Origin of the sequence: Qipengyuania sp. ABI-127-1 (assembly GCA_022953095.1) — a bacterium.
Classification (GTDB): domain Bacteria; phylum Pseudomonadota; class Alphaproteobacteria; order Sphingomonadales; family Sphingomonadaceae; genus Qipengyuania.
In genome coordinates this window covers 1,590,047-1,614,452 of record JALJCR010000001.1, presented here as the reverse complement: position 1 = coordinate 1,614,452, position 24,406 = coordinate 1,590,047, and the positions used below count along the sequence as shown (strand labels likewise).

Below are 24,406 nucleotides of genomic sequence, written 5' to 3'. Positions count from 1 at the left end.
TGCTTGAAAGCCCAGCGCCAGAGCTTCATTGACGGCACACATGACCGACAGCCGCGCCATTCTCGTAATCGACAATTACGATAGCTTCACCTTCAACCTCGTCCATTACCTCACGGAAATGGGCGCAGATGTCGAAGTGCTGCGCAATGACGCCATTTCGGCGCGCGAGGCTCTGGCGGCAGACCATGCGGGTTATCTGATCTCGCCCGGTCCCTGCACGCCGAACGAAGCGGGGGTCAGCCTCGACCTCGTGAGGGCCTGCGCCGATGCGGGCAAGCCGCTGCTCGGCGTGTGCCTCGGCCATCAGGCAATCGGTCAGCATTTCGGCGGGCGCGTGGTCCGCGGCGGGCTGATGCATGGAAAGACGTCTCCGGTAACGCATGATGCCAGCGGGATCTTTGTCGGCCTTCCCTCGCCTTTCACGGCGACGCGCTATCACTCGCTGGTGGTCGAGGACATTCCCGACTGCCTGGAGATCAACGCCACCAGCGAAACACCGGGTCTCGACGGCAGCAGCGTGATGGGCTTCCGCCATCGCGAACTGCCGATCCACGGCGTTCAGTTCCACCCCGAAAGCATTGCCACCGAACACGGCCACGCGTTGCTTGCCAACTTCCTCGAAATCTGCGGTATCGCCGCCAAGGTCCCGGCATGAAACGACTTCCCGATGCAAAGCAGCACCTTGGCGAGAAGGAGGCGGAAGAGGTCTTCGGCTGGATTCTCGATGGCGAGACATCCGACGAGGACGTCGCCCGCTTTCTCGTGGACATGTCGGCGCGCAGTGAAACGTCCGAGGAAATCGCCGGGGCTGCCCGTGCGCTCCGGACCCGGCTGATTCCGGTCGAAGCTCCCGAAGGGACCGTCGATTGCTGCGGCACCGGGGGTGACGGGCATCACACGCTCAACGTGTCGACAGCGGTGAGCCTGGTCGTCGCGGCATGCGGAGTTCCGGTGGCAAAGCACGGCAATCGCGCGGCGAGCAGCAAATCGGGCGCGGCGGATACGCTCGAAGCGCTTGGCCTCGACATGGAAGCGGCGGGGAAAAGCGCCGAGAAGACTTTGGCGGAACTCGGGATTTGTTTTCTCTTCGCCAAAAACCACCACCCTGCGATGGGTCGCATTCAACCCATTCGCCAGAAGCTCGGCGTGCGGACTATTTTCAATTTGATGGGGCCATTGTCGAACCCTGCCGGGGTACGGCGGCAACTGATCGGCATCGCCCGTCCCGCCTATGTCCCTATCTATGCCGCCGCCAAGGCCAAGCTGGGGACCGAGCGGACCTTCATTGCCTCGGGTGATGAAGGCCTCGACGAACTGAGCCTGGCGGGCGGAAACGAACTGGCCGACGTGACGGGCAATGATTTCGAGATGCGCCGCGTCGTCGCCGTGCAGGCCAACTTGCCCCATTCACCCGTCGAAGCGATCCGCGGGGGCGAACCCGAACATAACGCACGGGCGTTGGAGGCTCTTCTGTCGGGGACCCCCGGCCCCTATCGCGACGCGGTGTTGTTCAATGCCGCCGCGACGCTCATCGTCGCCGGGCGGACCGACGACTGGACCGAAGGCGCGGAAATCGCCGCCGAGGCGCTGGATTCGGGCAAGGCCAAGACGCTGCTCGAAAAATGGATCGCGATGGCCATCTGACATGAACAAACTCGAAGAGATTTGCGCAACCAAGCGCGAGGAAGTCGCCGCGCGCAAGCGAGCCCGTTCGCGCGCCGATCTCGACGCGGCGGCGCTTGGACAATCGGCGCCTCGAGGTTTCCGCTCGGCCTTGGCACGTGCGCAGCAGAGCGGTTTCGGCCTGATTGCCGAGATCAAGAAAGCGTCACCCTCCAAGGGCCTAATCCGAAAGGATTTTCGGCCCGCCGATCACGCGCGCGCCTATGCCGCAGGCGGAGCTGCCTGTCTGTCGGTGCTGACCGATGCCCCCTACTTTCAGGGGCACGAGGATTACCTCGTCGAAGCGCGCACAGCCTGCAGCCTTCCGGTCCTGCGCAAGGATTTCCTGGTGGATACGTGGCAAGTCGCCGAGGCCCGCGCGATCGGCGCCGATGCGATTTTGATCATTGTCGCCGCGCTCGACGATGGTGCCATGCGTGAAATCGAGGCAGCGGCATTCGATTACGGAATGGACGTGCTGGTCGAAGTGCATGATAGCGTCGAAATGGAACGCGCTGCCGGGCTGAAATCGCGCTTGATCGGCGTGAACAACCGCGACCTCAAGACCTTCGATACCGATCTTGCGACAACCGAAACGCTCGCTGCCCGCGCCCCGGAAGGTGCCCTGTTGGTCGGCGAGAGCGGGATCTCGACCCATTCCGATTGCGCCCGCCTCGCCCGTTCTGGCGTGCGCAGCTTCCTTGTCGGAGAAAGCCTGATGCGGCAGCCCGATGTCGAAGCAGCAACCCGAGCGCTGCTTGTCGGCTGAAACGGCCGAAGCGGAGCAAAGCGTGAACGTCTGTTCCGGCGCAACTTGCTCCAAACCGGGGCTATTGCTTGACTTGTCGAAACAGGTTGCTTACTTGTTCCGCATTCGTTCACGCGCTTGTGAACAGGCGACACGGGAGCTCGCACCATGCTGACCGCCAAGCAACACGAATTGATCCGCTTCATCCAGCAAAAGCTGGAGGATACCGGTATTTCCCCCAGCTTTGAGGAAATGAAAGAGGCGCTGGACCTCAAGAGCAAGTCGGGTGTCCACCGACTTATCTCCGCGCTGGAAGAACGCGGTTTCATTCGTCGGCTGCCCAATCGGGCGCGGGCGCTCGAGGTTGTCAAGCTGCCGGAAGACGCAGTCATGGGTTCTCCCAAGCCTGCACCTGCGAACGATGCAATGGCCACCGCGCTGACCGCGAAGGCGGTCGCTCCCGAGCCGGCCAACGATATTATCGACGTTCCCCTGCATGGCCGCATCGCTGCCGGCGCTCCGATCGAGGCAATCGAAGGCCAGTCGAGCATGCCGGTGCCTGCCGCGCTGCTCGGCCCTGGCGAACATTATGCGCTCGAAGTGTCGGGCGATTCGATGGTCGAGGCGGGTATTTTCGACGGCGATTTCGCGCTGATCAAGCGTACCGACAATGCACGTGATGGAGAGATCGTGGTCGCGCTGGTCGATAATGAGGAGGCCACGCTCAAATATCTGCGCCGCGATGCAGGTCGTGTCCGGCTCGATCCGGCGAATAGCGCTTACGAGGCACAGATGTACGAACCGCACCGGGTCCAGGTGCAGGGTAAGCTGGCGGGGCTCTTGCGGCGCTACCACTGATGAACGGATCGGTGATTAGCGGACGGAAGCCCGCCACCAGCCATGTTCACCCTGATCCTGCGCGACAGTCTCGACTTTCCGGGAAGAAAGATAAATCGCCGTCCCGCCTTCCCTTCGGAGGAAGCGGCGGTCGATCTTCAGCCAGCGTGGGCGGCAGCTCCGTGGCAAATAGCGTTCGGCGATAACGATATCCGCTCTCTGGCAAGCCGCCGCCAGGGCGCGCTCCGCCACAAGATCCCGGTTGCGCGCGACGAGGATCGTCCAGTAGCGAGGTTCTTGCTCAGGGGACGCTCGCTTTGCGGTCAGCGTGCAAAATTCGGCACTACACCGGGCTTGCGGCCATTGAGCCAACGGTATCGGCTCCAGATCATTTCCCGAAAGCTCAAGCAAGTTCTGCTGCGCGTAGCTCGTCTCGCCACCGCGCAGGACCAGCACGTGTTCGGCTTGGTTCGCCACGCCGATATCCCGCCCATCACGCGTGACGAGAAGATCAGGCGTCGGCGTAGAGATCATGAGGAAGGCGGCCATCGCAACCGGCGCCAGTCCCCACAGGCGAGCCCTGCCCTGCCATAGTGCCAACCACAACGCGCCGACGAGATATAGCGTTAAGGTGCTCAACCCGATCCGCGGAGCCAGTTTCACCGCGCCGGGCTGCTCCGAAAAGAAATGCGCAATGGCGAGCAGCAGATCGAGCGAATGGCCGACCAGCCACCATGCGGGGGCGCCCGCTCCGACAAGATCCAGCAAGAGAGCCAACGCCACGAGAGGCATGGAAACGAACGTAACCAGAGGGATCGCGATCAGGTTGGCTGCCGCGCCATAGACCCCCGCCCGATGGAAGTGGAACAGGACGATCGGCATCAGCGCAAGCTCGATCACGAGACCGGTGAGAAAAAGCACGGATGCGCGCCGCCCGAGTCGGCGCAGCCAGCTTTCTTCACGCGGCGCAAGGAAGTGCCGGATTGCCGGAACATTGTGGAGGGAAACGATGGCGATAACCGCGGCGAAGCTCATCTGAAAGCTCGGCCCCACCAGCGATTCGGGCCATAGTGCCAACACGGCGCCTGCCGCCACCGCCACCATCCGCATCGAAAGCGGTTCTCGCCCGAGCGCCAGCGCAACGAGGACGAGCAAAGCCCCGATACAGCTCCGAACCGTCGGAACCTCGGCCCCGGTCAACAACGTATACCCAATTCCAGCAAGAGCAGCCGTACCGGCGGCAAGCAGCGGAAGCCTCACGCGCAAGGTCAGCCAGGGCCAAAGGGCGAGCAGTTTGAGAGCCAGCAGATAGGTTGCCGCAATGATCGCGCTGACATGCAACCCGCTGATCGAAAGCAGATGCGTCAGCCCGGCATCGCGCATGGCCTCTTCGTCCGCCTGGGGGATGGCGCCCCGATCTCCGCTGGCCAGCGTTGCTGCAATCGCGCCGGCCGTGGTGCCCCCGAGCCTATCGCGGACATGTCCCGAAAGGCCTCTCTGGATCGATGCGAGGGAGGCCGCCGAATCCCGAGATGGCTCGATCAGCTCGATTTCGCCGACTGCCAATCCGGTCGCCGAAAGCCCCTCGAACCAGGCCCGTCTCGCGAAGTTATAGGCACCCGGGACAATCGGCGGAGACGGAGGCATCAATCGGGCCGAAAGGCGTACCCTCGCCCCTTCGCGCAGCTCCGCCCGGTCCTGCGTCCACGGTATGTTGACCCGATAGGCCACCGCCCGGCCGGTCTGGGAATCCCGAGCGGCGAGGATGAGCCTTACGCGATCTTCCGCAGGCTGTTCCTCGCGCTCAAGAACCCGCCCGTCGATCCGTTCGAAGCGCGGGTGCGGGATAGGTTCCGCTCCCACCATCGCCGAGCGCGCCCAGACCAGTGCGATCCCGGCGGCCAAGGCAATGCAGATCGAGACGATTGCGACCAAAGTGATGCCGCGCTTCTCCTCGCCGCGCCATAGAGCGATCGCGCCGAGAGCTGTTCCCAGCGCCAGCCCGATCGCTGCCAGCCACTGCCACCGTGTTCCCAACTGGAACCAGAGACCTATTCCACCGGTAAAAGCTACGACGAGCCACGGTCCGCGATCGAAACGTGCGGTCTCCAGAAAGGCCTCGATACGCTGTGCGAAACTGGACAAGAGACCGCGCATGCGCCAATGGCGCGGCACTATCTGGCGGGCTTCTTCGCCCGCTTCCCCCATCGGTATCGAAGGCGTCCCCTGCGTCGCCATGCAAGTGTTTGAAAGGAAGCGTGAGACAATGGCAAGCGATAGTGACAGCAAGACCCGGCAGGTCGTCACCCGCTTTGCTCCCTCGCCTACCGGATATCTCCATATCGGCGGTGCGCGAACGGCGCTGTTCAACTGGCTTTACGCGCGGCATCATGGTGGCCGCGCGCTGCTGAGAATCGAGGATACCGATCGCAAACGCAGCACCCCCGATGCGATCGAGAAAATCATCGACGGCCTCGACTGGCTGGGCCTCGATTTCGACGAGGCACCGGTGTTTCAGTCCGACCGCGCCGAACGCCATGCCGAAGTCGCACACAAGCTGCTCGAAGCGGGGCATGCCTATAAGTGCTTCGCGACCCCGGAGGACCTCGAGGAAATGCGTGCCGAGCAGCGCGCGAACAAGCAGCCGATGCGTTACGACCGACGCTGGCGCGACCGCGACGAGAGCGAAGCGCCCGACGGCGCGCCCTTTGTGATCCGCCTGAAGGTCCCGACCGAAGGCGAGACGACGATCGTCGATGCGGTCCAGGGCGCGGTCACGGTAAACAACGCCGAGATCGACGATTACGTCCTGCTCCGCGCCGACGGCACGCCGACTTACATGCTCGCGGTTGTTGTCGACGATCACGATATGGGGGTGACGCACATCATCCGGGGCGACGATCATCTGAACAACGCTTTCCGACAGTTGCCGATCATCCGTGCGATGGACACCATCGAGGGCGGCTGGCCCGACCCGGTCTACGCGCACGTTCCGCTGATCCATGGCCCGGATGGTGCGAAAATGTCCAAGCGCCATGGCGCCGTGGGCGTCGAGGCCTATCGCGATGAAGAGGGCATTCTTCCCGAAGCCCTCTTCAACTATCTCCTTCGGCTCGGCTGGGGTCATGGCGACCGCGAAGAGATCACCAAACGGGAGGCCATCGAGCTGTTCGATCTCGACGGAGTCGGCAAAGGCCCCGCACGCTTCGACAGCAAGAAGCTGCAGAACCTCAATGGCCACTATATACGCGAGGCCGACGATGCACGGTTGGCGGAAATCGTTGCCGCCAGGATCGGGCCAAAAGCGGATGTCGCGCTGCTGACAGAAGCGATGCCGGTTCTCAAAACCCGCGCGAAGTCCATCGTTGAACTTGCTGATGGCGCAGCATTTCTTTTTGCGAACCGCCCGCTCGAAATGACCGAAAAGGCAGCCAAGCTCCTCGACGACGACGCTCGTCATCGCCTCGCCGGATTGTCAAAAATGCTGCATGTGCAAAATGACTGGACAATCGAGGCGCTGGAAGCCACTACAAAATCCTATGCCGAGCAGCTCGAACTGGGTCTCGGCAAGCTCGCGCAGCCCATGCGCGCAGCGTTGACGGGCACAACCACGTCGCCCGGCATTTTCGATGTGCTGGTCCTGTTGGGCAAGGAAGAGTCGCTCCTGCGTATCGATGCGCAGGTCTCGCCGACAGGCACCGAGAAGAACGAGTAGGAGAAACGCGTGGCCGACAAGCAGGCAACTCTCGATCTGGGCGACAAGACCCAGGAATTTCCCGTGCTGGAGGGCAGCGTCGGGCCGGATGTCGTCGACATTCGCAAGCTTTATGGCACGACCGGCAAATTCACCTACGATCCAGGGTACAAGTCGACCGCGAGCTGCGAGAGTGCGCTGACCTATATCGATGGCGAAGAAGGTGTCCTGCTCCATCGCGGCTACCCGATCGGCCAGCTCGCCGAGAACTCCAGCTTCATGGAAGTCGCCTATCTCCTGCTGAACGGTGAGCTGCCGAAGCAGCAGGAACTCGACGATTTCGATTACACCATCACGCGCCATACTATGGTGCACGACCAGCTCCGCCAGTTCTATCAGGGCTTCCGCCGCGATGCGCACCCCATGGCGATCATGTGCGGCGTGGTCGGCGCGCTGTCGGCCTTCTACCACGACAGCACCGACATTTCGGACCCCGAACAGCGCAAGATCGCCAGCCACCGCCTGATCGCCAAGATGCCGACGATCGCGGCGATGGCGTTCAAATATGCAGTCGGTCAGCCGTTCCTGCAGCCGCAGAACGACCTCAGCTATACCGGCAATTTCCTGCGCATGACCTTCGGCGTTCCGGCAGAAGAATATGAAATCCACCCCGCGATCGAACGCGCGATGGACCGGATCTTCATCCTCCACGCCGATCACGAGCAGAACGCCTCGACCTCGACCGTGCGCCTGGCCGGTTCGTCGGGGGCGAATCCCTTTGCCTGTATCGCGGCCGGCATTGCCTGCCTGTGGGGGCCGGCGCATGGCGGTGCCAACGAAGCCGCGCTCAACATGCTGCAGGAAATCGGTTCGCCCGATCGCATCCCGCATTATATCGAGCGCGCCAAGGACAAGAACGATCCGTTCCGCCTGATGGGCTTCGGCCACCGGGTCTACAAGAACTACGATCCGCGCGCGACGGTGATGCAGCAGACGCTGCGCGAAGTGTTCGAAGCGCTCAACGTGAACGATCCGGTCTTCGAAACCGCGTTGAAGCTGGAAGAGCTTGCCCTGAACGACGATTACTTCAAGGAAAAGAAACTTTTCCCGAACGTCGACTTCTATTCCGGCATCATTCTCAACGCGATCGGCTTCCCGACCACCATGTTCACCGCGCTCTTTGCGCTGGCACGCACGGTCGGCTGGGTCGCACAGTGGAACGAGATGATTTCCGACCCCGCTCAGGTAATCGGCCGTCCGCGCCAGCTTTACACCGGCCCGACCGAACGCGACTACGTGCCCATCGGCCAGCGCTGACAAGGTAATTTGGGGATAGTTGAGGGGCGCCATCCGGCGCCCCTTTTTTCATCCGCGATCGAGACCGATCGCTTAGCCTTTGTCGCGCGGTTTCAGTATGGTCGGGCCGTCGCGCGGCTCCTTGCGCAAATCCTCCGCCGCAGGAACCGAAAGCGTAAACCGCGCACCTTGTCCCGGCGCACTTTCCACGGTCAGATCGCCATCCATGGCGCGCGCAATTCGCCGGGAAATGTAGAGGCCAAGACCCGATCCTCCATCCCCGCTGCGCCCGAGGCGTTCGAATTTCTCGAAAACGCGCTCCTGTTGTTCCGGTTCGAGCCCGTGTCCCTGATCGGCGACGGTTATGAGCGCGCGATTGCCGATCCGGTCAAGCCGAATCCATACCTGACTGTCGTCCGGAGAATACCGGATCGCATTGCCGACGAGGTTGAGCAGAATCTGCAGCACACGCCGGAATTCGGCGATCGCCAACTGGCTTTCGCCCTCGGGCGGCGCGACAAGCGTGATTCCTTTCTCGCGAGCGCGAACGCCCAATATACCACAAGCCCGGCGGGCAACGTCGGCAAGTTCGATACGGTCGGGTGCGGTCATGAAATCCTCCGATTCCACGACTTCCAGATCCGACAGGTCGTCGATCAGCGCAAGCAGGTGCTGCGCGGCGGTCGCGATATCGGCGGCGTAGGAACTGTATTCATCGGCCAGAGGCCCGGCGAGCTTGGTGCGGATCGTTTCGGCATTGGCGATGATACGATTGATCGGCTGCCGCAGAACAGGCGTGAGATCCCTGCCGAAGGACGGCGCCTCGGCTTCGTCTTGGTCCCTATCGCCACCATCGTCCGCCAGTGGGCGCTCGGCGCTCAGATAGAGAACGAAACCTGCGCTACCTGGTTGCGGCTGACCCAATGGTTCGAGATGGGCTGTCCACTTGCGGTTCGATCCGTCGATTTCGCACGTGGCACCATCGAGCAGACGCCAGTGGAGCGGCTGCCGATGGGTATTGCCCGGCAGGCGGACCAGGTCGGTCCACGGTTTTCCGGCTGCGGCCAGCGCCTGTTCGGCGAAATCGGCAAGGTCGGGAGCCTGTGTCTCGATAGACAAGAGCCGCTGGTTCGAATCGAGCCGCGCGGTGCAATCCGCAAGGTGCCGATTGATCTCCACCCGGCGCCGCGCCGCCTCGATTTCATTTTCGGGCGGCAATTCTTCGCTATGCCAACTGACAACATCGATCGTGCAGCCTGCCACTTCTCCCGCTTCGTCCGTGAAGGGGCAAATCTCCACCCAGGCAGTGACCCGGTTTTCGCCGTCGATGGCTTCGAACTGGCGAGCCAGCTTCAACCCGAAACGCAAAGCCTTTTCGACCAAGGCGAGCAGTTCGGGGATCGCAATCCGCGATCCGATTTTCCCACCGCAAGCCTGATGAAGCTGGGCGAGAACGTCATCGGCCCGTACCAGATTTCCATCAGCATCGGCCTTGCCATGGGCAACGTATCGGGTTCCGACGCTCGCCATGGTCATGCCATTCCCGGAAGTGCCGACTCGGCAAGCAAACAGCGCGCCTCCTCGGCGGCGATACCGGCGATTTCCCGCGGGGGAAACGCTTTGGGCACAAGGCGCAACACCTGGCGCTCGACGTCGGCGCTATCGAGGCCTGCTGCCCGCAACCCCAGTGCCAGGCGGGCCGTTTGCTGATGGTTGGTGGACAGGACGGCTGCGGTCCGCGACTGCCCCGATCGCACGGCAAGCGCGGTCAGATACAATGCGGTACCCGCCTGATCGATGTCCAGTGCCCTCAATGCGGTATTGCCCATACCCGCCACGACCCGCGCCAGCAGGGCCAACCGGCCCGCCCCCTCGTCGAAGGCATTGCGCAGCTTCGCCTCAGCTCGAATCATGGCGTCGGAGCGTAACTGGCCACCATAGGCGCGCCACCCCATCAGCAGATCATGGAACAGGTCGCCCGGCAACTCCGCCAGAGGTAGCTCCATCCGGCGCTGCGCCTGGGCGAAGCGCGCCTGCGAGGTCAGCAAGGCCATGGCAGCGCTGGCGAGCCCGCTATCGGGCGCGGCGATCAGTTCCTGAACCAGTGGAGAGAGAACCGGATCGATCCCGTATTGCACCTCCAGCTTTTCCGTGAGCTGCCATTCGAGCGCAAGCGCATGACAATGCGCGAGCAAAGAAGGGCTGTTGAAGAAATGCTTGGCAAGGTCTTCGCCATGGCGTTCGGCAAAGGTCTCGCTACCCACTTGTCCGGCCGCCTCGGCCTGGGCGCGCAGGGCCTGCCAGGCAAGGCTATGACACATGCCGCGGACTCGAGCGATGATCTCGTCGCTGAATAGCGAGTGATCCGGAGTGGCGATCAGGTGCGTCAGTATCGGCCCGATCCGCGCAAGCGCGGCGTTGCCCCGCGCGAGTGCATCGCGCAGGGGCTCCTGGTCGTCGGTGACCCCGGGGGATGCTGCATCAGGCATCGGCATAGTGCGAAATTAGCAGCGGCATGGTTAAGCGAGCGTTAGTTCCTGGGGTCCGAAGTCACGAAAATCGATATCAAAACCGCGAGCGCCAAAGCCCCGACGACGGGCTGAACGATGCCGAGCAGGACTGCGGGAAGCAGTATCGAAACCAGCACTACCCGATCGGCGTAGCTCCGTCGCCAGCGCAGTGCACTGACCCGTTCCCCGAGATGCAACAGACCGATCAGGATCGCGGGCACGAAGAGACGCAGCCATTGGGTGTCTTCGGGAGATGCGAGAGCGATGAGCAGGACGATCAGGGGATCGATCAGGACAGTTAGAATCTGCACGATCATCGGAACGCGCGGACGGACCTGTCCGGCAGTGGTGACCCGCCGAACGACTCCCTCCATTGCGAACAGCGTTACCGCCAACGCGGCCAGAGCGAAGGCCGAGGACACCCACCCTGCCAGGCCTAGAGACAAAGCGAGCAGGCTTGCGGCAACGGTGCCCAGCGCCAGAAAGCGCGGCAGGCGCTCTCCCGGCGTATCGCGCGCGAGGCGGGCGCCCATACGCTCCGCAATGGCAAGGCCGGGTGCCGTGAATGGCGCGACATCGGCATGACCGGCCACCCAGCTCCGCTCTCTATCCGCAAGCTCCTCGGGAGAGGGATCGCGCAGCCAGACATTCTCGTCGAGCAGGCGCATTTCAAGTGGATGCGTGCGCACGCCCGATTGCAGGGCGATCCGCAGAAGCGCGGAAGGAGTGTCCACATCGTCGGGTAGCTGCGCCAGATGCTCGACGGCATTGCCTCGAACCAGCAGAGTTCCCGCCCACGCGAAATGCGCATCGATCCTCTCGTACCCTCGATCGACTGCGGGATCGGCGGGAAAAACGAGCACGCCGGGCTTTGCCAGATGCCGCAGCACCGCATCCTCATGGGGCAATACGCCTGGCGCCAGGACCAGCAATTCGTCGCTTGCCGTGACCATTCCGGACAGCTTACGCGGTTCGTGCAGCGCGATGAAGCGCGCGCCCCCCGCTTCGGCCCGGTGTTGCAGCTCGATCACTTCGCGCCCCACCGTGTCTGCCAGACACGCTATGACCTCGCATCCCGCAGCTAGCGCGATATCGAGCTGCCGCTCCACGAGGCGCGCACCGGCGAGCATACGGAAGGGCGCTCCTGTCTTGCGCGGTTCTGATTGGCCATCGAGCACGGACAGCAGGGCGACGCGCACGCTTCACTCCGGTTGCGACGTTTTGGACGAACCCATCTTCTAGGGCGGTCTTCCACCACAAGCCAAGTCGCGCAGCCAATTTACCCTCAGGCGAGAGCCTCGGCAAAAGCATCGATGCGGCGCAGAACAGTAGGCTCCCCGGGAGCCGCCAAACGCGCCTCGTCGGCCAAACCCATCAGTTCCACGGCATGAAAGCCTGCGGCGACAGCGTGCAGCTTGTCCGCAGCGACTTCCCAATTGGCATCGCAGCGGGCACGGCGCAGCAAATCCAGTTGCCGAACCACGCTGCCTGCGAAAGCCGCGCGCAGCTCGCCCTGGAGCGAAGGATCGTCGCCCGCCGCCGTTGCCAGGGCGGCGTCGAATTCGGCAGAATGATAGGCCATCGATACCCTATGCCCTCGACGCGGTTAATTGTGGTTTAAGCCCGGTCGCTTTGGTGATAGATTTCGCAATCATGACAAAGCGTCCGCTAATCCAGGCCGTCGACAAGACGACCGAAGAAAGTTCCCCGGAAGCCGTTAGGTCCGAGGGCGTTACCGAGGAAACCTCGCTTGAGAATGACGAGGTTGTCGACGAGGATTGGTGGGCGGACGAGGACCCGGCCAGAGAGCGTGCGTGGGTTGTCCCCACTCTCGCCATAGTGGCGACGTTCGGTTGGACGGCATTTTACGGCTGGGCTCACCAGTTGGAAATACTGGCCGGCCCCACCCCGTCCCGATGGACGGAAATCGTCACCCAATGGGCTGTACCGGTGCTACTCATCGTGTCGCTATGGCTTCTGGCCATGCGCAATTCGACGCGCGAAGCGAAACGCTTTTCCGATGTTGCTCAGGACCTGTCGGCCAGATCGGCGGAACTGGAAACCCGGCTCGTCACGGTCAATCGCGAACTCAGCCTGGCGCGCGAATTCCTGGCCACGCAAACGAACGAACTCGATTACCTGGGCCGCATGGCGACAGATCGCCTGTCCGAGCATGCCGATCGCCTGCAATCGCTGATCAGCGACAATGGAGAGCAGGTCGAATCTATTGCGCGCGTAAGTGTCACCGCCTTGGAAAATATGGATCGGCTGCGCGACAATTTGCCGGTCATCTCGACTTCGGCCAAGGATGTCTCGAACCAGATCGGCGGGGCAGGCCGCGAGGCACAGCGCCAACTGGACGAGCTGATCGCCGGGTTCGAGCGGCTCAACGAATTCGGGATGGCAAGCGAACGACAGGTGGGCTCGTTGCGGAAACGGGTCGACGCCGCCCTTGAAGAATTATCGGACCGCTCCGAACAGCTCGGCACGATCGCAGAACAGCGTTTCGCCGAATTGCGCGCGAACAGCGAAGCATTCCGCGGGGAGCTGGACAGCCGCGAGGTGGAGGCCCTCGCCTCGATCCGTTCGCGGTTCGAGCGGCTCCGCAGCGAGTTGGCCGAAACCGATGCCGAAGCCGCCCGCCAACGGGATTCGGCCATGGAAAGCCTGCGCGAGCGCCTCGACAGTCTAAGAGACGAAACCGCCCAAACAGCGAGCTCGATCCGTGATGGAGAAGCGCATGCTTTGACGGCTTGGAATGCACAAGTCGAAGCGATGCAGGAGCGGCTGCGCGACGCCATTGCCGAGATTACGCGGATCGACGATTCGGCGATTGCCGCGGCCAATGCCAAGCTGAAGGATCTGTTCGCCGAGGCCGAGACGGTCGACGCGCGCATTGCCGAGCGCAACCGCCTGTTCGCGGAGGAAACTTCGCGGCGCCAAGCCGAACTATCTCAAACCGAGGACGAGGCGCGCACCAGCATGAGCGAGCGCCTGGCCGAACTCGATGAAGTGATCGCCGAGCGCCGGGCCGCCCAAGCAGAGCAATTGTCGTTGATGGCCGCCGAAGGCGAAGAACTTGCCGACCGCATTGCCGCACTCGGAGAGACGTTTTCCACCGTCAGCGAGCAAGGGCGCGAAGCCCGCCAGGAGCTCTCTTCCGGGATTGCCACGCTCGACGCCAAGCTGGCGGAAAGCCGGGAGGCGCTTACGGGAACCGATGAGGCAGTCTCCGCCCTGACCGACGCCAGCGTGCGCCTGCTCGAACTTATACAGGCGAGCGTCAAGCACAGCCGGGACGAACTGCCCGTGGCAATGGCGGCGAGCGAGGATCGTCTGGCCAGTATCGAAGAGCGTGCCGAGGAGGTGAAGAATCTGCTCGACCAGGCGAAAACGGCGGGCGAGGCGCTGACCGCGAGCATGGATACCGCAGAGCTGCGCAGCCGCGAAGCGATGGGTGCGGTCGACGAATTCCAGGCCGGCTTCGGCGAGACCGCCGTGGCTCAGATCGACAGTATCGAACGGTTGCGCTCCGCTGTCGCTGCTTTGGGCGACGAAAGCGCCACACTATCCGAGCGGGTACACGGCGAATTGCGCGCCGCGATCGCACAGTTGGAAGAAAGCGCCCGCACCGCCCTTTCAGCGATTGAAAGCGAACAGGCGACACGCATTGCCCGCATCGCGGATAAGGTCGGGGAACAGAGCGCGGAAGCAATCGACAGGGCTTTGCGCGAACATACCGAAGAGGCGATTACCGCTTTGGGCGAGGCTACTGCACGCTCAGCCGAAGCAGGCCGCGATTCCATGCGCCAGCTCCGCGATCAGCTCGCCAAGGTCAACGAACTGACCGGCAATCTCGAAAGCCGCATCGCGCATGCACGCGAGCGCGCCAGCGAGGAGGTCGATAACGACTTCTCGCGCCGTGTCGCGCTAATCACGGAAAGCCTGAATTCCAACGCAATCGACATCGCGAAGGTGCTTTCGACCGAAGTTACCGACACCGCCTGGGCGAGCTATTTGCGCGGGGATCGCGGCATATTCACTCGCCGCGCAGTCCGCCTTGTCGACAATACCGAAGCGCGCGAGATCGCGGAACTCTATGATACCGATCGGGATTTTCGCGAGCATGTAAGCCGCTACATCCATGATTTCGAATCCATGCTGCGCACCATGCTGTCGACACGTGATGGCAATGCAGTCAGCGTAACCCTGCTCAGCAGCGATATGGGCAAGCTCTATGTCGTACTGGCGCAGGCGCTCGAACGCCTGCGGCAATAATCACCCCGCGTCGGGACCCCAGAGGATCAGGTCCTCGACCGTTATCCAGCCATTGATGTAGTTGGCCACATAGACCGCCGTGACGAGAGCGGCGAGCACGGCCGCGCGCAACAACAGCCGTCCGCCCCGGAATTCCACCGGTGCGCTGTCTGCCTGGCCGGGGACTTTCTCGATACCCGCCTCGTCATGCGTGCGCACGCCGAAAGGCAGCAGCACGAAGGCGCTGAAGACGAAGAACAGGAAATAGATCGCGAGAATGCTGGTCCATTCCATGGGTAAGGCTCCTACAGATTGGGCAGAATGACGCGAACCTGCGGGCGTTTGCCCGACCAGCGCTGGGCCGCGCGGCGAGCGGCGAGACGCGCGGCCTCGTGAATGCTCGCCTCGTCGCGCCGGTCGCGCCCGCGCAGCTTCGCTATCGCCGCACGGATATCGTCCGCCGCTTCCGCGAGAAAATCCCCGTAATCCTCGTCCAGCGGCAGGCCGATGCTGTCGAGACGCGGATTGAGATCGCCGTCCAGCGCAACGATGACCACACCCTCGCGCATGATCCGGCGGCGCATGGCGATCGCCTCGCCATCGGCGGGCACGATGATATCGCCATCGAGAACGAGCCTGCCTGCCCGCACTTCGGCCACCTTGCCCGGTGCGCCCGGCGCGAGGCGGACGATATCGCCGTTCTGCTGCACGACCTGATCGGGAATGCCATTGGCCTTACCCAGCCTGCCCTGCTCCTGCATATGGCGCATCTCCCCGTGAACGGGAACGAGAATGTCCGGTCGCAGCCAGCCATAGAGCGCTTCCAGCTCGGGGCGTCCCGGATGGCCGGATACGTGGATCATGCTCTGGCGATCGGTGACCATGGTGATTCCGCGCGCGGCCAGCTTGTTCTGCACCGCCCCGATCGAAATTTCGTTGCCGGGGATCTGGCGGCTCGAGAACAGGACGACATCGCCGCCAACGAGTTCGAGCGGGTGGTTCTCGTCGGCAATCCGGGCAAGCGCCGCGCGCGGTTCGCCCTGCCCGCCCGTGGCCAGGATCAGCAATTCGCCGCGCGGCAGGCCCATCGCGGTGTCGAAGTCGAGCGGCTCGGGGAAGTCCAGCAGATAGCCATTATCCTGAGAGACTTCGATGATCCGATCGAGCGAACGCCCGGCGACACATATCTGCCGTCCGGTTTCGCGCGCGACATCGCCCAATGTCTGCAAACGCGCGACATTGCTGGCGAAGGTTGTGACCAGTACACGCTTGCCTGCGTGGCGCTGCACTTCTTCGAGCAGCCCCTTGTGCACGGCGCCTTCCGATCCGCTGGGGGCGGGATTGAAGACATTGGTGCTGTCACAGACCAGCGCAAGCACGCCCTCATCACCGATTTCGGTCAGCTCTTCTTCGGTGGTCGGCTCGCCGATGATCGGGTCTTCATCGAGCTTCCAGTCGCCCGTATGAAAAATGCGCCCATGCGGCGTATCGATCAACAGCGCATTGCCCTCTGCGATCGAGTGGGCGAGCGGGATATAGGTAATTTCGAACGGACCGACGGCGAAGCTGCCGTGATCGTCGGAAATGACATGCACATCGACCTGGTCGACCAGCCCGGCTTCCTGCAGTTTCCGCCGGACAAGCTCGGCAGTGAACGGCGTCGCATAGATCGGCACGTCGAGATCGGCCGCGAAATAGGGCACCGCACCGATATGGTCTTCATGCGCGTGGGTCAGCACGATCGCATCGAGCTTGTCGGCGCGGTCTTCGATGAATTCGAGATCGGCGAAGACGAGGTCGACGCCGGGATATTGATCGCCCGAGAACGTCATGCCGAGATCGACCATCAGCCACCGACCCTGGCATCCGTAGAGATTGACGTTCATGCCGATCTCGCCCGAGCCGCCGAGCGCGAGGAAGAGCAGTTCGTCTTCGGGAGTGAAGTCCTTCTTCAAGCTGCGCGCTCCGCAAGAATGGCAAGCCCTTCAAGCGTCAGATCGGTATCGACCGCGTCGAAAAGCGCGGTGTTATCATCGAACAGGATCGCCAATCCGCCGGTCGCAACTACCTTGGCCGGTCGGCCGATTTCGTGTTTCATTCGGGAAATCAATCCTTCGATAAGTCCGACATAGCCCCAGAATACGCCGATCAGCATCTGGTCTTCGGTATTGCGGCCGATCACGCTGTCACTGTCGGGCCGGTCGATCGCTATGCGCGGCAGCTTGGCGGTATTGCCGACCAGCGCATCGAGCGAGAGGTTGATGCCCGGTGCGATGATTCCGCCCTTATATGCTCCGGTGAAGTCGACCGCGTCGAAAGTGGTCGCTGTTCCGAAATCCACCACAACCAGGTCGCCATCGTATTTCGCATGGGCGGCAAGCGTGTTGAGCGCCCGGTCGGCGCCCAGCGAACTGGGCTGTTCGATATCGAGTTCGAAACCCCACTGGGCGCTTCCTTGTCCCGCGATCAGGGGCGTTATGCCGAGGTACTTTTCCGACAGGACGGTAAGGTTGTGGATCGCCCGCGGCACGACCGAACCGATTATCATCTGCGTGATATCGCCCTTGTCGAAGCCCTGGAATTCGGCGAGCTGCAACAGCCATACCGCGTATTCGTCGCCGGTCCTGCGCGGGTCGGTGGCGATGCGCCAGCGCGCCTTGATTTCGCGCCCGTCGATCAGCGCGAAGACGACATTGGTATTCCCCACATCGGCTGCCAGCAACATGGCTCAACTCTCCTCATTCGCGAGCATTACATCGCCCGCATGGATGGCACGGGTGGAGCCATCGGCCAAGCGCAACGAGAGCGCCCCATCGGCGGTCAGACCAGCGAAGCTTCCTTCTATCCGGCCTTCACCCGGTGGCTGGACGACCAAAGATGTTCCGGCAGGATGTGCCACCGAAACCCAGCGGCGCACGAGCGGTTCGAGCCCATAGGTCCGCCAGCGCTCCAGCTCGCGATCGAATTCACGGGCCAGCGCATGGGCGAAAAGGTCGCGGTCGGGCACCGGCCCCAGCGCAGACAGCGCGATTGTCTTGCGATCGGGCAATTCGGGTGCCGCCGCCAGGTTCACCCCCATGCCGACAATGATCGCATCGCCTTCCCGTTCGAGCAGGATGCCCGCGAGCTTCGCATTGCCGAGCATGAGATCGTTCGGCCATTTAAGGCGCAACTGGCTGGGGTCGGCGAGTACCTTCGAGACCGCCTCGTAGGCCGCGACGCCCGCCACCAGCGCAAGGGTCGCCGGATTTGGATCGCGCGGGGCGATATGAACTGCGGTGGAGCCCATGAAGTTGCCCCGGCCATCGAACCAGGTACGGCCCTGCCGCCCTCGCCCCGATAGCTGCCGATCGGCAACCAGCCACTGCCCCTCGGCCACCGTTTCGCCCGCGCGTAATTGCGCGGCGAGATCGGAATTGGTGGAACCGGTCTCGGTAACGAAGCGGATCACATCGCGGCGACGAAGGACGCCGCCGCCTGCGCCGTCCACTCACCCAGCGGTATGGTCAGCAGGTAGCCGAGCGGCGAAATGATCGCGACACAGATGGCCAACACCGCCCAGTGTCCCATCGGGCTGCTCGCTTCGACTTCGCGCATAGGCTCGTCGAAGAACATCACCTTGATGAACTTGAGGTAGTAGAAGGCACCGATCACGCTGGCCGCGATACCGATGGCGGCCAGCGCGACGAGATCGGCTTGCACTGCGGCCTGGAACACCACGAACTTGCCCCAAAAGCCGAATAGCGGCGGAATGCCGGCAAGGCTGAACATCACGGCCAGCAGTGACCAGGCAAGTGCGGGACGCCTGGTCGACAGGCCGGAAATGTCTGCGAAGGTTTCCAGATTGTTGCCTGTCGGATCGCGCAGCATGAGCAGGGCCGTAAAACTGCCGACCACCATCGCCACATAGATGGTGAGATAAGTCAACGCACCGGCCACGCCCGCCGGAGTGGCCGCTGCCAGACCGATCAGGATAAAGCCGACATTGTTGATCGACGAATAGGCAAGCAGGCGTTTCAGGTTCTGCTGGCTGATCGCGCCCAGCGCACCGACCACGATCGAGGCGAGCGCGGCGAAGATCACGATTTGCCGCCAGCTATCGACTTCACCCGCGAAGGGATCCATCGCCATTCGCAGCAACATCCCCATTGCCGCAACTTTCGGGGCACTGGCGAAGAACGCGGTGACGGGTGTCGGAGCGCCTTCATACACGTCCGGCGTCCACATGTGGAACGGCACGGCGCTCACCTTGAAAGCTAGCCCTGCCAGCACGAAGACCACGCCGAACAGCGCACCGGTCGAGAAATTGGTGTCGAAAGCGGCGCGAATTCCTTCGTAATTGGTCGTGCCGGTAAAGCCGTAAACCAGGCTCACGCCGTAAAGAATGATGCCCGAAGCCAGCGCGCCGAGAACGAAGTATTTGAGCCCTGCTTCGGCCGAGCGGTCATCCTGCCGCAGGAAGCTTGCGAGGATGTAGCTCGACAGGCTCGACATTTCGAGGCCGATATAGAGCGTCATCAGATCGCTGGCCGAGACCATCATGCCCATGCCGACCGCATTGAAGAGCATCAGAACAGGGTATTCGCCGCGATACCCGCCGACCTGCGCGAAGAAACGCGGTGTCACAACGAGAACGGCCGCGGTCGCAAGATAGATCAGAACCTTGGCGAAGCTGCCGAAAGCATCGGCGCGATAGAGATCGCCAAAGGCGCGCACGACTGCGTCACCACCGGAGGCACGGCCGAAAAGGTGGGCGCTGAACACCGCAGCGGCGACGAGCGCGGCAACGGTAACTACCGTCAGCAGACGTCCCGACCTGGGACCGCTCCAGGCACTCACCAGCAGAAGAACGAGCCCAAACAGCGAAAGCCCGACCTCAGCCCCGGTCAGGTAAAGAGAGCTTGCATAGGACATCAGTGCGCTCCCTCCTCACCATGGGCCGCCGCGACATAATTCGCATTATGCTCGCGCGGGGTGCCGATCACATTGTCGGCGTCGAAATCGGGTGCGGCACGTGCGATGCGCGCCTCGAGTGCGGCAATGTCCTGACGCATGGGGGCAAGGAAGCTTTCCGGATAGACGCCCATCCACAACACGGCGGCTGCGATCGGGGCGAGCATGGCCCATTCACGGGCGTTGAGATCGGGCATGGCGGCCGCATCGGCGTTCTTCTGTTCGCCAAAGGCCACGCGGCGATAGAGGTAAAGCATATAGGCGGCGCCCAGGATGATACCCGTGGTGCAGACCAGCGTTACCAATGTCGAAACCTTGTAGATCCCGGCCAGCGCGAGGAATTCGCCGATGAAGTTGCTGGTGCCCGGCAGGCCGATGCTGGCCATGGTGAACAGCAGGAAGAACAGCGCGTATTTCGGCATGTTGATCGACAGCCCGCCATAACGCGCGATCTCGCGGGTGTGCAGGCGATCGTAAATGACGCCCACGCACAGGAACAGTGCACCCGAGACGAGGCCGTGTCCGAGCATGACCATCATCGCGCCCTCTATGCCCTGCACGTTGAAGGCGAACAGGCCGACGGTCACGATCGCCATGTGGGCGACCGAGGAATAGGCGATCAGCTTCTTCATGTCGTTCTGTACCAGCGCGACCAGCGAGGTGTAGATCACCGCGACCATCGAGAGGATGTAGACGAGCCAGGCGAACTGTTCGCTCGCTTCGGGGAACATCGGCAGGCTGAAGCGGATGAAACCGTAGCCGCCGAGCTTCAGCAATACGCCGGCAAGGATTACCGAACCGGCGGTCGGCGCCTGAACGTGCGCGTCGGGCAGCCAGGTGTGGACCGGCCACATCGGCATTTTGACCGCGAAGCTGGCGAAGAAGGCAAGCCACAGCCAGGTCTGCGCCGAAGGATCGAAGTCGTAATTCAGCAGGGTCGGGATGTCGGTGGTGCCCGCCTGGTTCACCATCCACATCATCGCGATCAGCATCAGGACCGAGCCGAGCAGCGTGTAGAGGAAGAACTTATACGAGGCGTAGATGCGGTTATCGCCTCCCCACACGCCGATGATCAGATACATCGGGATCAGACCGGCTTCGAAGAAGATGTAGAACAGGTAGAGGTCCTGCGCGGCGAACACGCCGATCATCAGCACTTCCATCAGCAGGAAGGCGCTCATGTATTCGCCCACGCGCTTGGTGATCGCGTCCCAGGAGGCGAGGATGCAGATCGGCATCAGGAACACGCTGAGCATGATCAGCATGAGCGCAATACCGTCTATCCCCAGGGCATAGCTGAAGACGGCGAAGATTTCGGCGCGCTCGACGAACTGCCACTGCGGCCCGCCGATCTCGAAATTCACCCAGAGGAGAATGCCGAGAGCAAGATTGACCAGCGTGGCCAGCAACGCGGTCATCCGCGCGGCCTGTGCCCCGAGGAAAAGGCAGGCGATTGCGCCGGCCAGCGGGATGGCGAGCATCAGGGAAAGGATGGGAAACTCCATCAGAACAGCACCCAGGTGATCGCGGCGACGAGCCCGAGAAGCATCACCAGCGCATAGCTATACAGATATCCGGTCTGGAACTTGCGGGCGCCGACGGCCCCCTTCTCGACGACCCAGGCCACGCCGTTGGGGCCGAAGCGGTCGATCGTGCCGACATCGCCGAGTTTCCAGAACTGGCGGCCAAGCCAGAAGGCCGGGACCACGAAGAGATAGTGGTAGAGTTCGTCGAAATACCACTTGTTGTAGAGGAAGCGATAGATCGGGCCGAGCTGTTCGGCGGTCTTACCCGGAATGCTGGTGTCCTTGATATAGGCCAGCCAGGCGACCAACAGGCCGATCAGCATCACCACCAACGCCGAATACTTCACCCAGTAAGGCACGGCGTGCATCGCGTGGATCAACGGCTCGTTATAGAAGATCGAGCTGCCCCAGAACGCCGCATCGTCGAGGAAGGTCGGCGCGAAAATCTGACCGGCCAACACGGCACCTATCGACAGAACGCCAAGTGGGACAAGCATCGAAATCGGGCTTTCATGCGGGTGATAGCCCCCGGTGGTATCCTCGCCCGCTTCTTCAGGTGTCTTGTGAACGCTGTGCTGGATGTGTTCGCTCTCGATCCAGCGCGGCTTGCCCCAGAAGGTGAGGAACATCAGACGCCAACTATAGAAACTGGTCAGCAGCGCGGCGAACACACCCATCCAGAAGGCGAAATTGCCGAGTTCCGTGCCGCGTGCAAAGGCGACTTCGATGATCGCATCTTTCGACCAGAAACCGGCGAAACCGACACCCAGATGATAGACGCCCACCCCGGTAATCGCCAGCGTGCCCATCATCATCGCCCAGAAGGTCAGCGGGATATGCTTACGCAGGTTGCCGTAATAGCGCATGTCCTGTTCGTGGTGCATCGCGTGGATGACCGAGCCTGCGCCCAGGAACAGCAGCGCCTTGAAGAAGGCGTGCGTAAACAGGTGGAACATGGCCGCGCCGTATGCGCCCACGCCAGCAGCAAAGAACATGTAGCCGAGCTGCGAACAGGTCGAATAGGCGATGACGCGCTTGATGTCCCACTGCGTCGTGCCGACAGTGGCGGCGAAGATACAGGTCGCGGCGCCGACAAAGGTCACCAAGCCAAGCGCGATAGGAGCTGTTTCGAACATGGGCGATAGCCGGACGACCATGAACACGCCGGCAGTGACCATCGTAGCGGCGTGGATCAGCGCGGAGACCGGTGTCGGGCCTTCCATCGCATCGGGAAGCCAGGTGTGCAGGCCAAGCTGCGCGGATTTGCCCATCGCACCGATGAACAGCAGGATGCACAGCACATCCATCGTATAGACAGTGTAGCCGAGGAATCCGATCGATGCCCCGCTCATGCCGGGAGCAGCCGCCAGGATCTCGCTGATCGAGACCGTGTCGAACACCAGATAGGTGCCGAAAATGCCGAGCATGAAGCCGAGGTCGCCCACGCGATTGACCACGAAGGCCTTGATCGCGGCGGCGTTGGCGCTGGGCTTCTTGAACCAGAAACCGATGAGCAGGTAGCTGGCAAGGCCCACCCCTTCCCAACCGAAGAACATCTGAACCAGATTGTCGGCGGTCACCAGCATCAGCATGGCGAAGGTGAAGAGCGAGAGGTAGGCGAAGAACCGCGGCTGATCCGGGTCTTCTTCCATATAGCCCCAGCTATACAGGTGAACGAGCGCGGAGACGGTGTTGATCACCACCAGCATCACTGCGGTCAGCGTGTCGACACGCAACGCCCAGTCGAAGGTCAGCGTACCCGACTGTACCCATTTGAGCACCGGCACGACCGTCGGTTCGTAGGTCCCGCCCACGAAACCGAGGAAAATCGGCCAGCTCAGCGCGGCACTGACGAACAGCGCGCCAGTCGTGATCGACTTGGCGAATATGCTGGGCGCGGACTTGTTGACCAGCCCTGCAACGATCGCCGCAAGCAGCGGCAGGAAGACGATAAGAAGGATCGGATGCACCGTGGCTTACCCCTTCAGCCGGTCGACATCGTCGACCGCGATCGTGCCGCGGCCACGGAAATAGATGACAAGAATGGCGAGCCCGACAGCAGCCTCTGCCGCAGCGACCGTCAGGACAAACATGGCGAACACCTGCCCGACCAGATCGCCAAGGAAGGCGCTGAAAGCCACCAGTTGCAGGTTTACACTGAGCAGTATGAGTTCGATCGCCATCAGAATGACGATGATGTTCTTCCGGTTCAGGAAGATGCCCAGCACACCCAGCACGAAAAGCAGAGCGCTGACGACGATATAGTGTTCGATGCCGATCACAGCTCTACCCCCTTGCCCACTTCGGGCTGTCTCATGACAGTCGCTTCATCGGGATTGCGACGATTCTGCTTGCCGATATCCTGGTGACCGCGTCTGCCGCCGGGGTGCTTGCGATGGGTGAGAACGATCGCCCCCACCATGGCCACGAGCAGGATGATACCGGCAGCTTCGAACAGGAAGACATAGTCGCTGTAGAGCAAAGCCCCGATATTGGCCGTGTTCGAAGCTTCGAGCATCGGCGATGCACGCCCATCCGCAACCCCAAGGTCGAGTTGCCCCGCCTGGTAAGCCCCGATGCCGAAAATCAGCTCGGCAGCCAGGATCAACGCGATGGCGATGCCGAGCGGAAAATTCGCGATGAATCCGGCGCGCAGTTCGGCGAAATCGATGTCGAGCATCATCACGACGAACAGAAACAGCACCGCAACCGCGCCGACATAGACGATCAGCAACAGCATTGCGATGAATTCCGCGCCCACCAGCACCATCAGGCCGCTGGCGTTGAAGAAGGCGAGGATCAGCCACAGCACCGAATGCACCGGGTTGCGCGCCATGATCACCATGACGGCGCTGGCGATGACCAGTGCAGCGAACAGGTAGAAGGCGATAATCTGAATCATTGGCCCCGTTTCTCGTTGGCG

21 protein-coding genes are annotated in these 24,406 nt (G+C 62.3%); 7 read left to right on the top strand and 14 right to left on the bottom strand.

Annotation, left to right across the window (positions count from 1 at the left end; genetic code table 11):
- The first annotated feature begins 40 nt into the window (after positions 1-40).
- The 4 genes from MUY37_RS07935 to lexA all read left to right on the top strand — a co-directional run bounded on the left by MUY37_RS07935 (position 41) and on the right by lexA (position 3,268).
- Positions 41-655 carry an anthranilate synthase component II gene (locus MUY37_RS07935; RefSeq protein ID WP_499194808.1) on the top strand — a complete coding sequence of 205 codons (615 nt, stop codon included), beginning with the start codon at positions 41-43 and terminating at the stop codon, positions 653-655.
- Complete coding sequence (trpD, locus tag MUY37_RS07930) at positions 652-1,644, top strand: anthranilate phosphoribosyltransferase (RefSeq protein ID WP_499194807.1); 993 nt, start codon at positions 652-654, stop codon at positions 1,642-1,644. The genes MUY37_RS07935 and trpD overlap by 4 nt, the downstream gene beginning before the upstream one ends.
- A 1-nt stretch (position 1,645) precedes the next feature.
- The gene (trpC, locus tag MUY37_RS07925) at positions 1,646-2,431 is read left to right on the top strand and encodes an indole-3-glycerol phosphate synthase TrpC (protein ID WP_499194806.1); all 786 of its coding nucleotides are present in this window, start codon (positions 1,646-1,648) and stop codon (positions 2,429-2,431) included.
- A gap of 147 nt (positions 2,432-2,578) precedes the next feature.
- Positions 2,579-3,268 (top strand): transcriptional repressor LexA, encoded by a 690-nt coding sequence (gene lexA, locus MUY37_RS07920; protein WP_499194805.1) that lies wholly within the window; start codon positions 2,579-2,581, stop codon positions 3,266-3,268.
- 15 nt (positions 3,269-3,283) lie between these two features.
- On the opposite strand, the gene MUY37_RS07915 is transcribed toward lexA, so the two are convergent.
- Positions 3,284-5,485, bottom strand: a complete 2,202-nt coding sequence (locus MUY37_RS07915) for a ComEC/Rec2 family competence protein (RefSeq protein ID WP_499194804.1) — start codon at positions 5,483-5,485, stop codon at positions 3,284-3,286.
- A 28-nt stretch (positions 5,486-5,513) separates the two neighbouring features.
- Between MUY37_RS07915 and gltX the strand changes: the two genes are divergently transcribed.
- Together gltX and MUY37_RS07905 are read left to right on the top strand one after the other, a co-directional pair.
- The gene (gltX, locus tag MUY37_RS07910) at positions 5,514-6,962 is read left to right on the top strand and encodes a glutamate--tRNA ligase (protein ID WP_499194803.1); all 1,449 of its coding nucleotides are present in this window, start codon (positions 5,514-5,516) and stop codon (positions 6,960-6,962) included.
- 9 nt (positions 6,963-6,971) lie between these two features.
- Complete coding sequence (locus MUY37_RS07905) at positions 6,972-8,258, top strand: citrate synthase (RefSeq protein ID WP_499194802.1); 1,287 nt, start codon at positions 6,972-6,974, stop codon at positions 8,256-8,258.
- Positions 8,259-8,330: 72 nt separating this feature from the next.
- On the opposite strand, the gene MUY37_RS07900 is transcribed toward MUY37_RS07905, so the two are convergent.
- The 4 genes from MUY37_RS07900 to MUY37_RS07885 form a co-directional block, all read right to left on the bottom strand.
- The gene (locus MUY37_RS07900; RefSeq protein ID WP_499194801.1) at positions 8,331-9,773 is read right to left on the bottom strand and encodes a sensor histidine kinase; all 1,443 of its coding nucleotides are present in this window, start codon (positions 9,771-9,773) and stop codon (positions 8,331-8,333) included.
- Positions 9,770-10,726 carry a hypothetical protein gene (locus MUY37_RS07895; RefSeq protein WP_499194800.1) on the bottom strand — a complete coding sequence of 319 codons (957 nt, stop codon included), beginning with the start codon at positions 10,724-10,726 and terminating at the stop codon, positions 9,770-9,772. The genes MUY37_RS07900 and MUY37_RS07895 overlap by 4 nt, the downstream gene beginning before the upstream one ends.
- 41 nt (positions 10,727-10,767) lie before the next feature.
- Positions 10,768-11,946, bottom strand: coding sequence for a hypothetical protein (locus tag MUY37_RS07890; RefSeq protein ID WP_499194799.1), 1,179 nt, complete (start codon positions 11,944-11,946; stop codon positions 10,768-10,770).
- 86 nt (positions 11,947-12,032) lie between these two features.
- Positions 12,033-12,329, bottom strand: coding sequence for an Hpt domain-containing protein (locus MUY37_RS07885; RefSeq protein ID WP_499194798.1), 297 nt, complete (start codon positions 12,327-12,329; stop codon positions 12,033-12,035).
- Positions 12,330-12,400: 71 nt separating this feature from the next.
- On the opposite strand from MUY37_RS07885, the gene MUY37_RS07880 reads away from it, so the two are divergent.
- Positions 12,401-15,025 (top strand): coiled-coil domain-containing protein, encoded by a 2,625-nt coding sequence (locus tag MUY37_RS07880; RefSeq protein ID WP_499194797.1) that lies wholly within the window; start codon positions 12,401-12,403, stop codon positions 15,023-15,025.
- Here the strand turns inward: MUY37_RS07880 and MUY37_RS07875 are convergent, their stop codons facing one another.
- The 9 genes from MUY37_RS07875 to MUY37_RS07835 are packed head-to-tail and all read right to left on the bottom strand — an operon-like array spanning position 15,026 to position 24,385.
- On the bottom strand, positions 15,026-15,298 hold the full coding sequence (locus tag MUY37_RS07875) for a DUF1467 family protein (RefSeq protein WP_499194796.1): 273 nt from the start codon (positions 15,296-15,298) through the stop codon (positions 15,026-15,028).
- Positions 15,299-15,309: 11 nt separating this feature from the next.
- On the bottom strand, positions 15,310-16,959 hold the full coding sequence (locus tag MUY37_RS07870; RefSeq protein ID WP_499194795.1) for a ribonuclease J: 1,650 nt from the start codon (positions 16,957-16,959) through the stop codon (positions 15,310-15,312).
- Positions 16,956-17,729, bottom strand: a complete 774-nt coding sequence (locus tag MUY37_RS07865; RefSeq protein WP_499194794.1) for a type III pantothenate kinase — start codon at positions 17,727-17,729, stop codon at positions 16,956-16,958. Before MUY37_RS07865 ends, MUY37_RS07870 begins: the two co-directional genes overlap by 4 nt.
- A 3-nt stretch (positions 17,730-17,732) precedes the next feature.
- Positions 17,733-18,455, bottom strand: a complete 723-nt coding sequence (locus MUY37_RS07860; RefSeq protein ID WP_499195131.1) for a biotin--[acetyl-CoA-carboxylase] ligase — start codon at positions 18,453-18,455, stop codon at positions 17,733-17,735.
- Positions 18,452-19,918: an NADH-quinone oxidoreductase subunit NuoN gene (nuoN, locus tag MUY37_RS07855; RefSeq protein WP_499194793.1), complete on the bottom strand. Its 1,467-nt coding sequence runs from the start codon at positions 19,916-19,918 to the stop codon at positions 18,452-18,454. The genes MUY37_RS07860 and nuoN overlap by 4 nt, the downstream gene beginning before the upstream one ends.
- Complete coding sequence (locus MUY37_RS07850) at positions 19,918-21,462, bottom strand: NADH-quinone oxidoreductase subunit M (protein ID WP_499194792.1); 1,545 nt, start codon at positions 21,460-21,462, stop codon at positions 19,918-19,920. Before MUY37_RS07850 ends, nuoN begins: the two co-directional genes overlap by 1 nt.
- A complete protein-coding gene (gene nuoL, locus MUY37_RS07845) occupies positions 21,462-23,453 on the bottom strand; it encodes an NADH-quinone oxidoreductase subunit L (RefSeq protein WP_499194791.1) in 1,992 nt (663 codons plus the stop codon). The genes MUY37_RS07850 and nuoL overlap by 1 nt, the downstream gene beginning before the upstream one ends.
- 6 nt (positions 23,454-23,459) lie before the next feature.
- Entirely contained in the window at positions 23,460-23,765 is a 306-nt protein-coding gene (gene nuoK, locus MUY37_RS07840) for an NADH-quinone oxidoreductase subunit NuoK (RefSeq protein WP_115416840.1), read from the bottom strand.
- Entirely contained in the window at positions 23,762-24,385 is a 624-nt protein-coding gene (locus tag MUY37_RS07835; protein WP_499194790.1) for an NADH-quinone oxidoreductase subunit J, read from the bottom strand. The genes nuoK and MUY37_RS07835 overlap by 4 nt, the downstream gene beginning before the upstream one ends.
- Positions 24,386-24,406 lie beyond the last annotated feature (21 nt).

Coding starts and splice junctions, on each gene's coding strand:
- MUY37_RS07935 (WP_499194808.1), top strand. CDS start 41: ATGACCGACAGCCGCGCCATTCTCGTAATCGACAATTACGATAGCTTC.
- trpD (WP_499194807.1), top strand. CDS start 652: ATGAAACGACTTCCCGATGCAAAGCAGCACCTTGGCGAGAAGGAGGCG.
- trpC (WP_499194806.1), top strand. CDS start 1,646: ATGAACAAACTCGAAGAGATTTGCGCAACCAAGCGCGAGGAAGTCGCC.
- lexA (WP_499194805.1), top strand. CDS start 2,579: ATGCTGACCGCCAAGCAACACGAATTGATCCGCTTCATCCAGCAAAAG.
- MUY37_RS07915 (WP_499194804.1), bottom strand. CDS start 5,485: ATGGCGACGCAGGGGACGCCTTCGATACCGATGGGGGAAGCGGGCGAA.
- gltX (WP_499194803.1), top strand. CDS start 5,514: ATGGCAAGCGATAGTGACAGCAAGACCCGGCAGGTCGTCACCCGCTTT.
- MUY37_RS07900 (WP_499194801.1), bottom strand. CDS start 9,773: ATGACCATGGCGAGCGTCGGAACCCGATACGTTGCCCATGGCAAGGCC.
- MUY37_RS07895 (WP_499194800.1), bottom strand. CDS start 10,726: ATGCCTGATGCAGCATCCCCCGGGGTCACCGACGACCAGGAGCCCCTG.
- MUY37_RS07885 (WP_499194798.1), bottom strand. CDS start 12,329: ATGGCCTATCATTCTGCCGAATTCGACGCCGCCCTGGCAACGGCGGCG.
- MUY37_RS07880 (WP_499194797.1), top strand. CDS start 12,401: ATGACAAAGCGTCCGCTAATCCAGGCCGTCGACAAGACGACCGAAGAA.
- MUY37_RS07875 (WP_499194796.1), bottom strand. CDS start 15,298: ATGGAATGGACCAGCATTCTCGCGATCTATTTCCTGTTCTTCGTCTTC.
- MUY37_RS07865 (WP_499194794.1), bottom strand. CDS start 17,729: ATGTTGCTGGCAGCCGATGTGGGGAATACCAATGTCGTCTTCGCGCTG.
- nuoN (WP_499194793.1), bottom strand. CDS start 19,918: ATGTCCTATGCAAGCTCTCTTTACCTGACCGGGGCTGAGGTCGGGCTT.
- MUY37_RS07850 (WP_499194792.1), bottom strand. CDS start 21,462: ATGGAGTTTCCCATCCTTTCCCTGATGCTCGCCATCCCGCTGGCCGGC.
- MUY37_RS07835 (WP_499194790.1), bottom strand. CDS start 24,385: ATGATTCAGATTATCGCCTTCTACCTGTTCGCTGCACTGGTCATCGCC.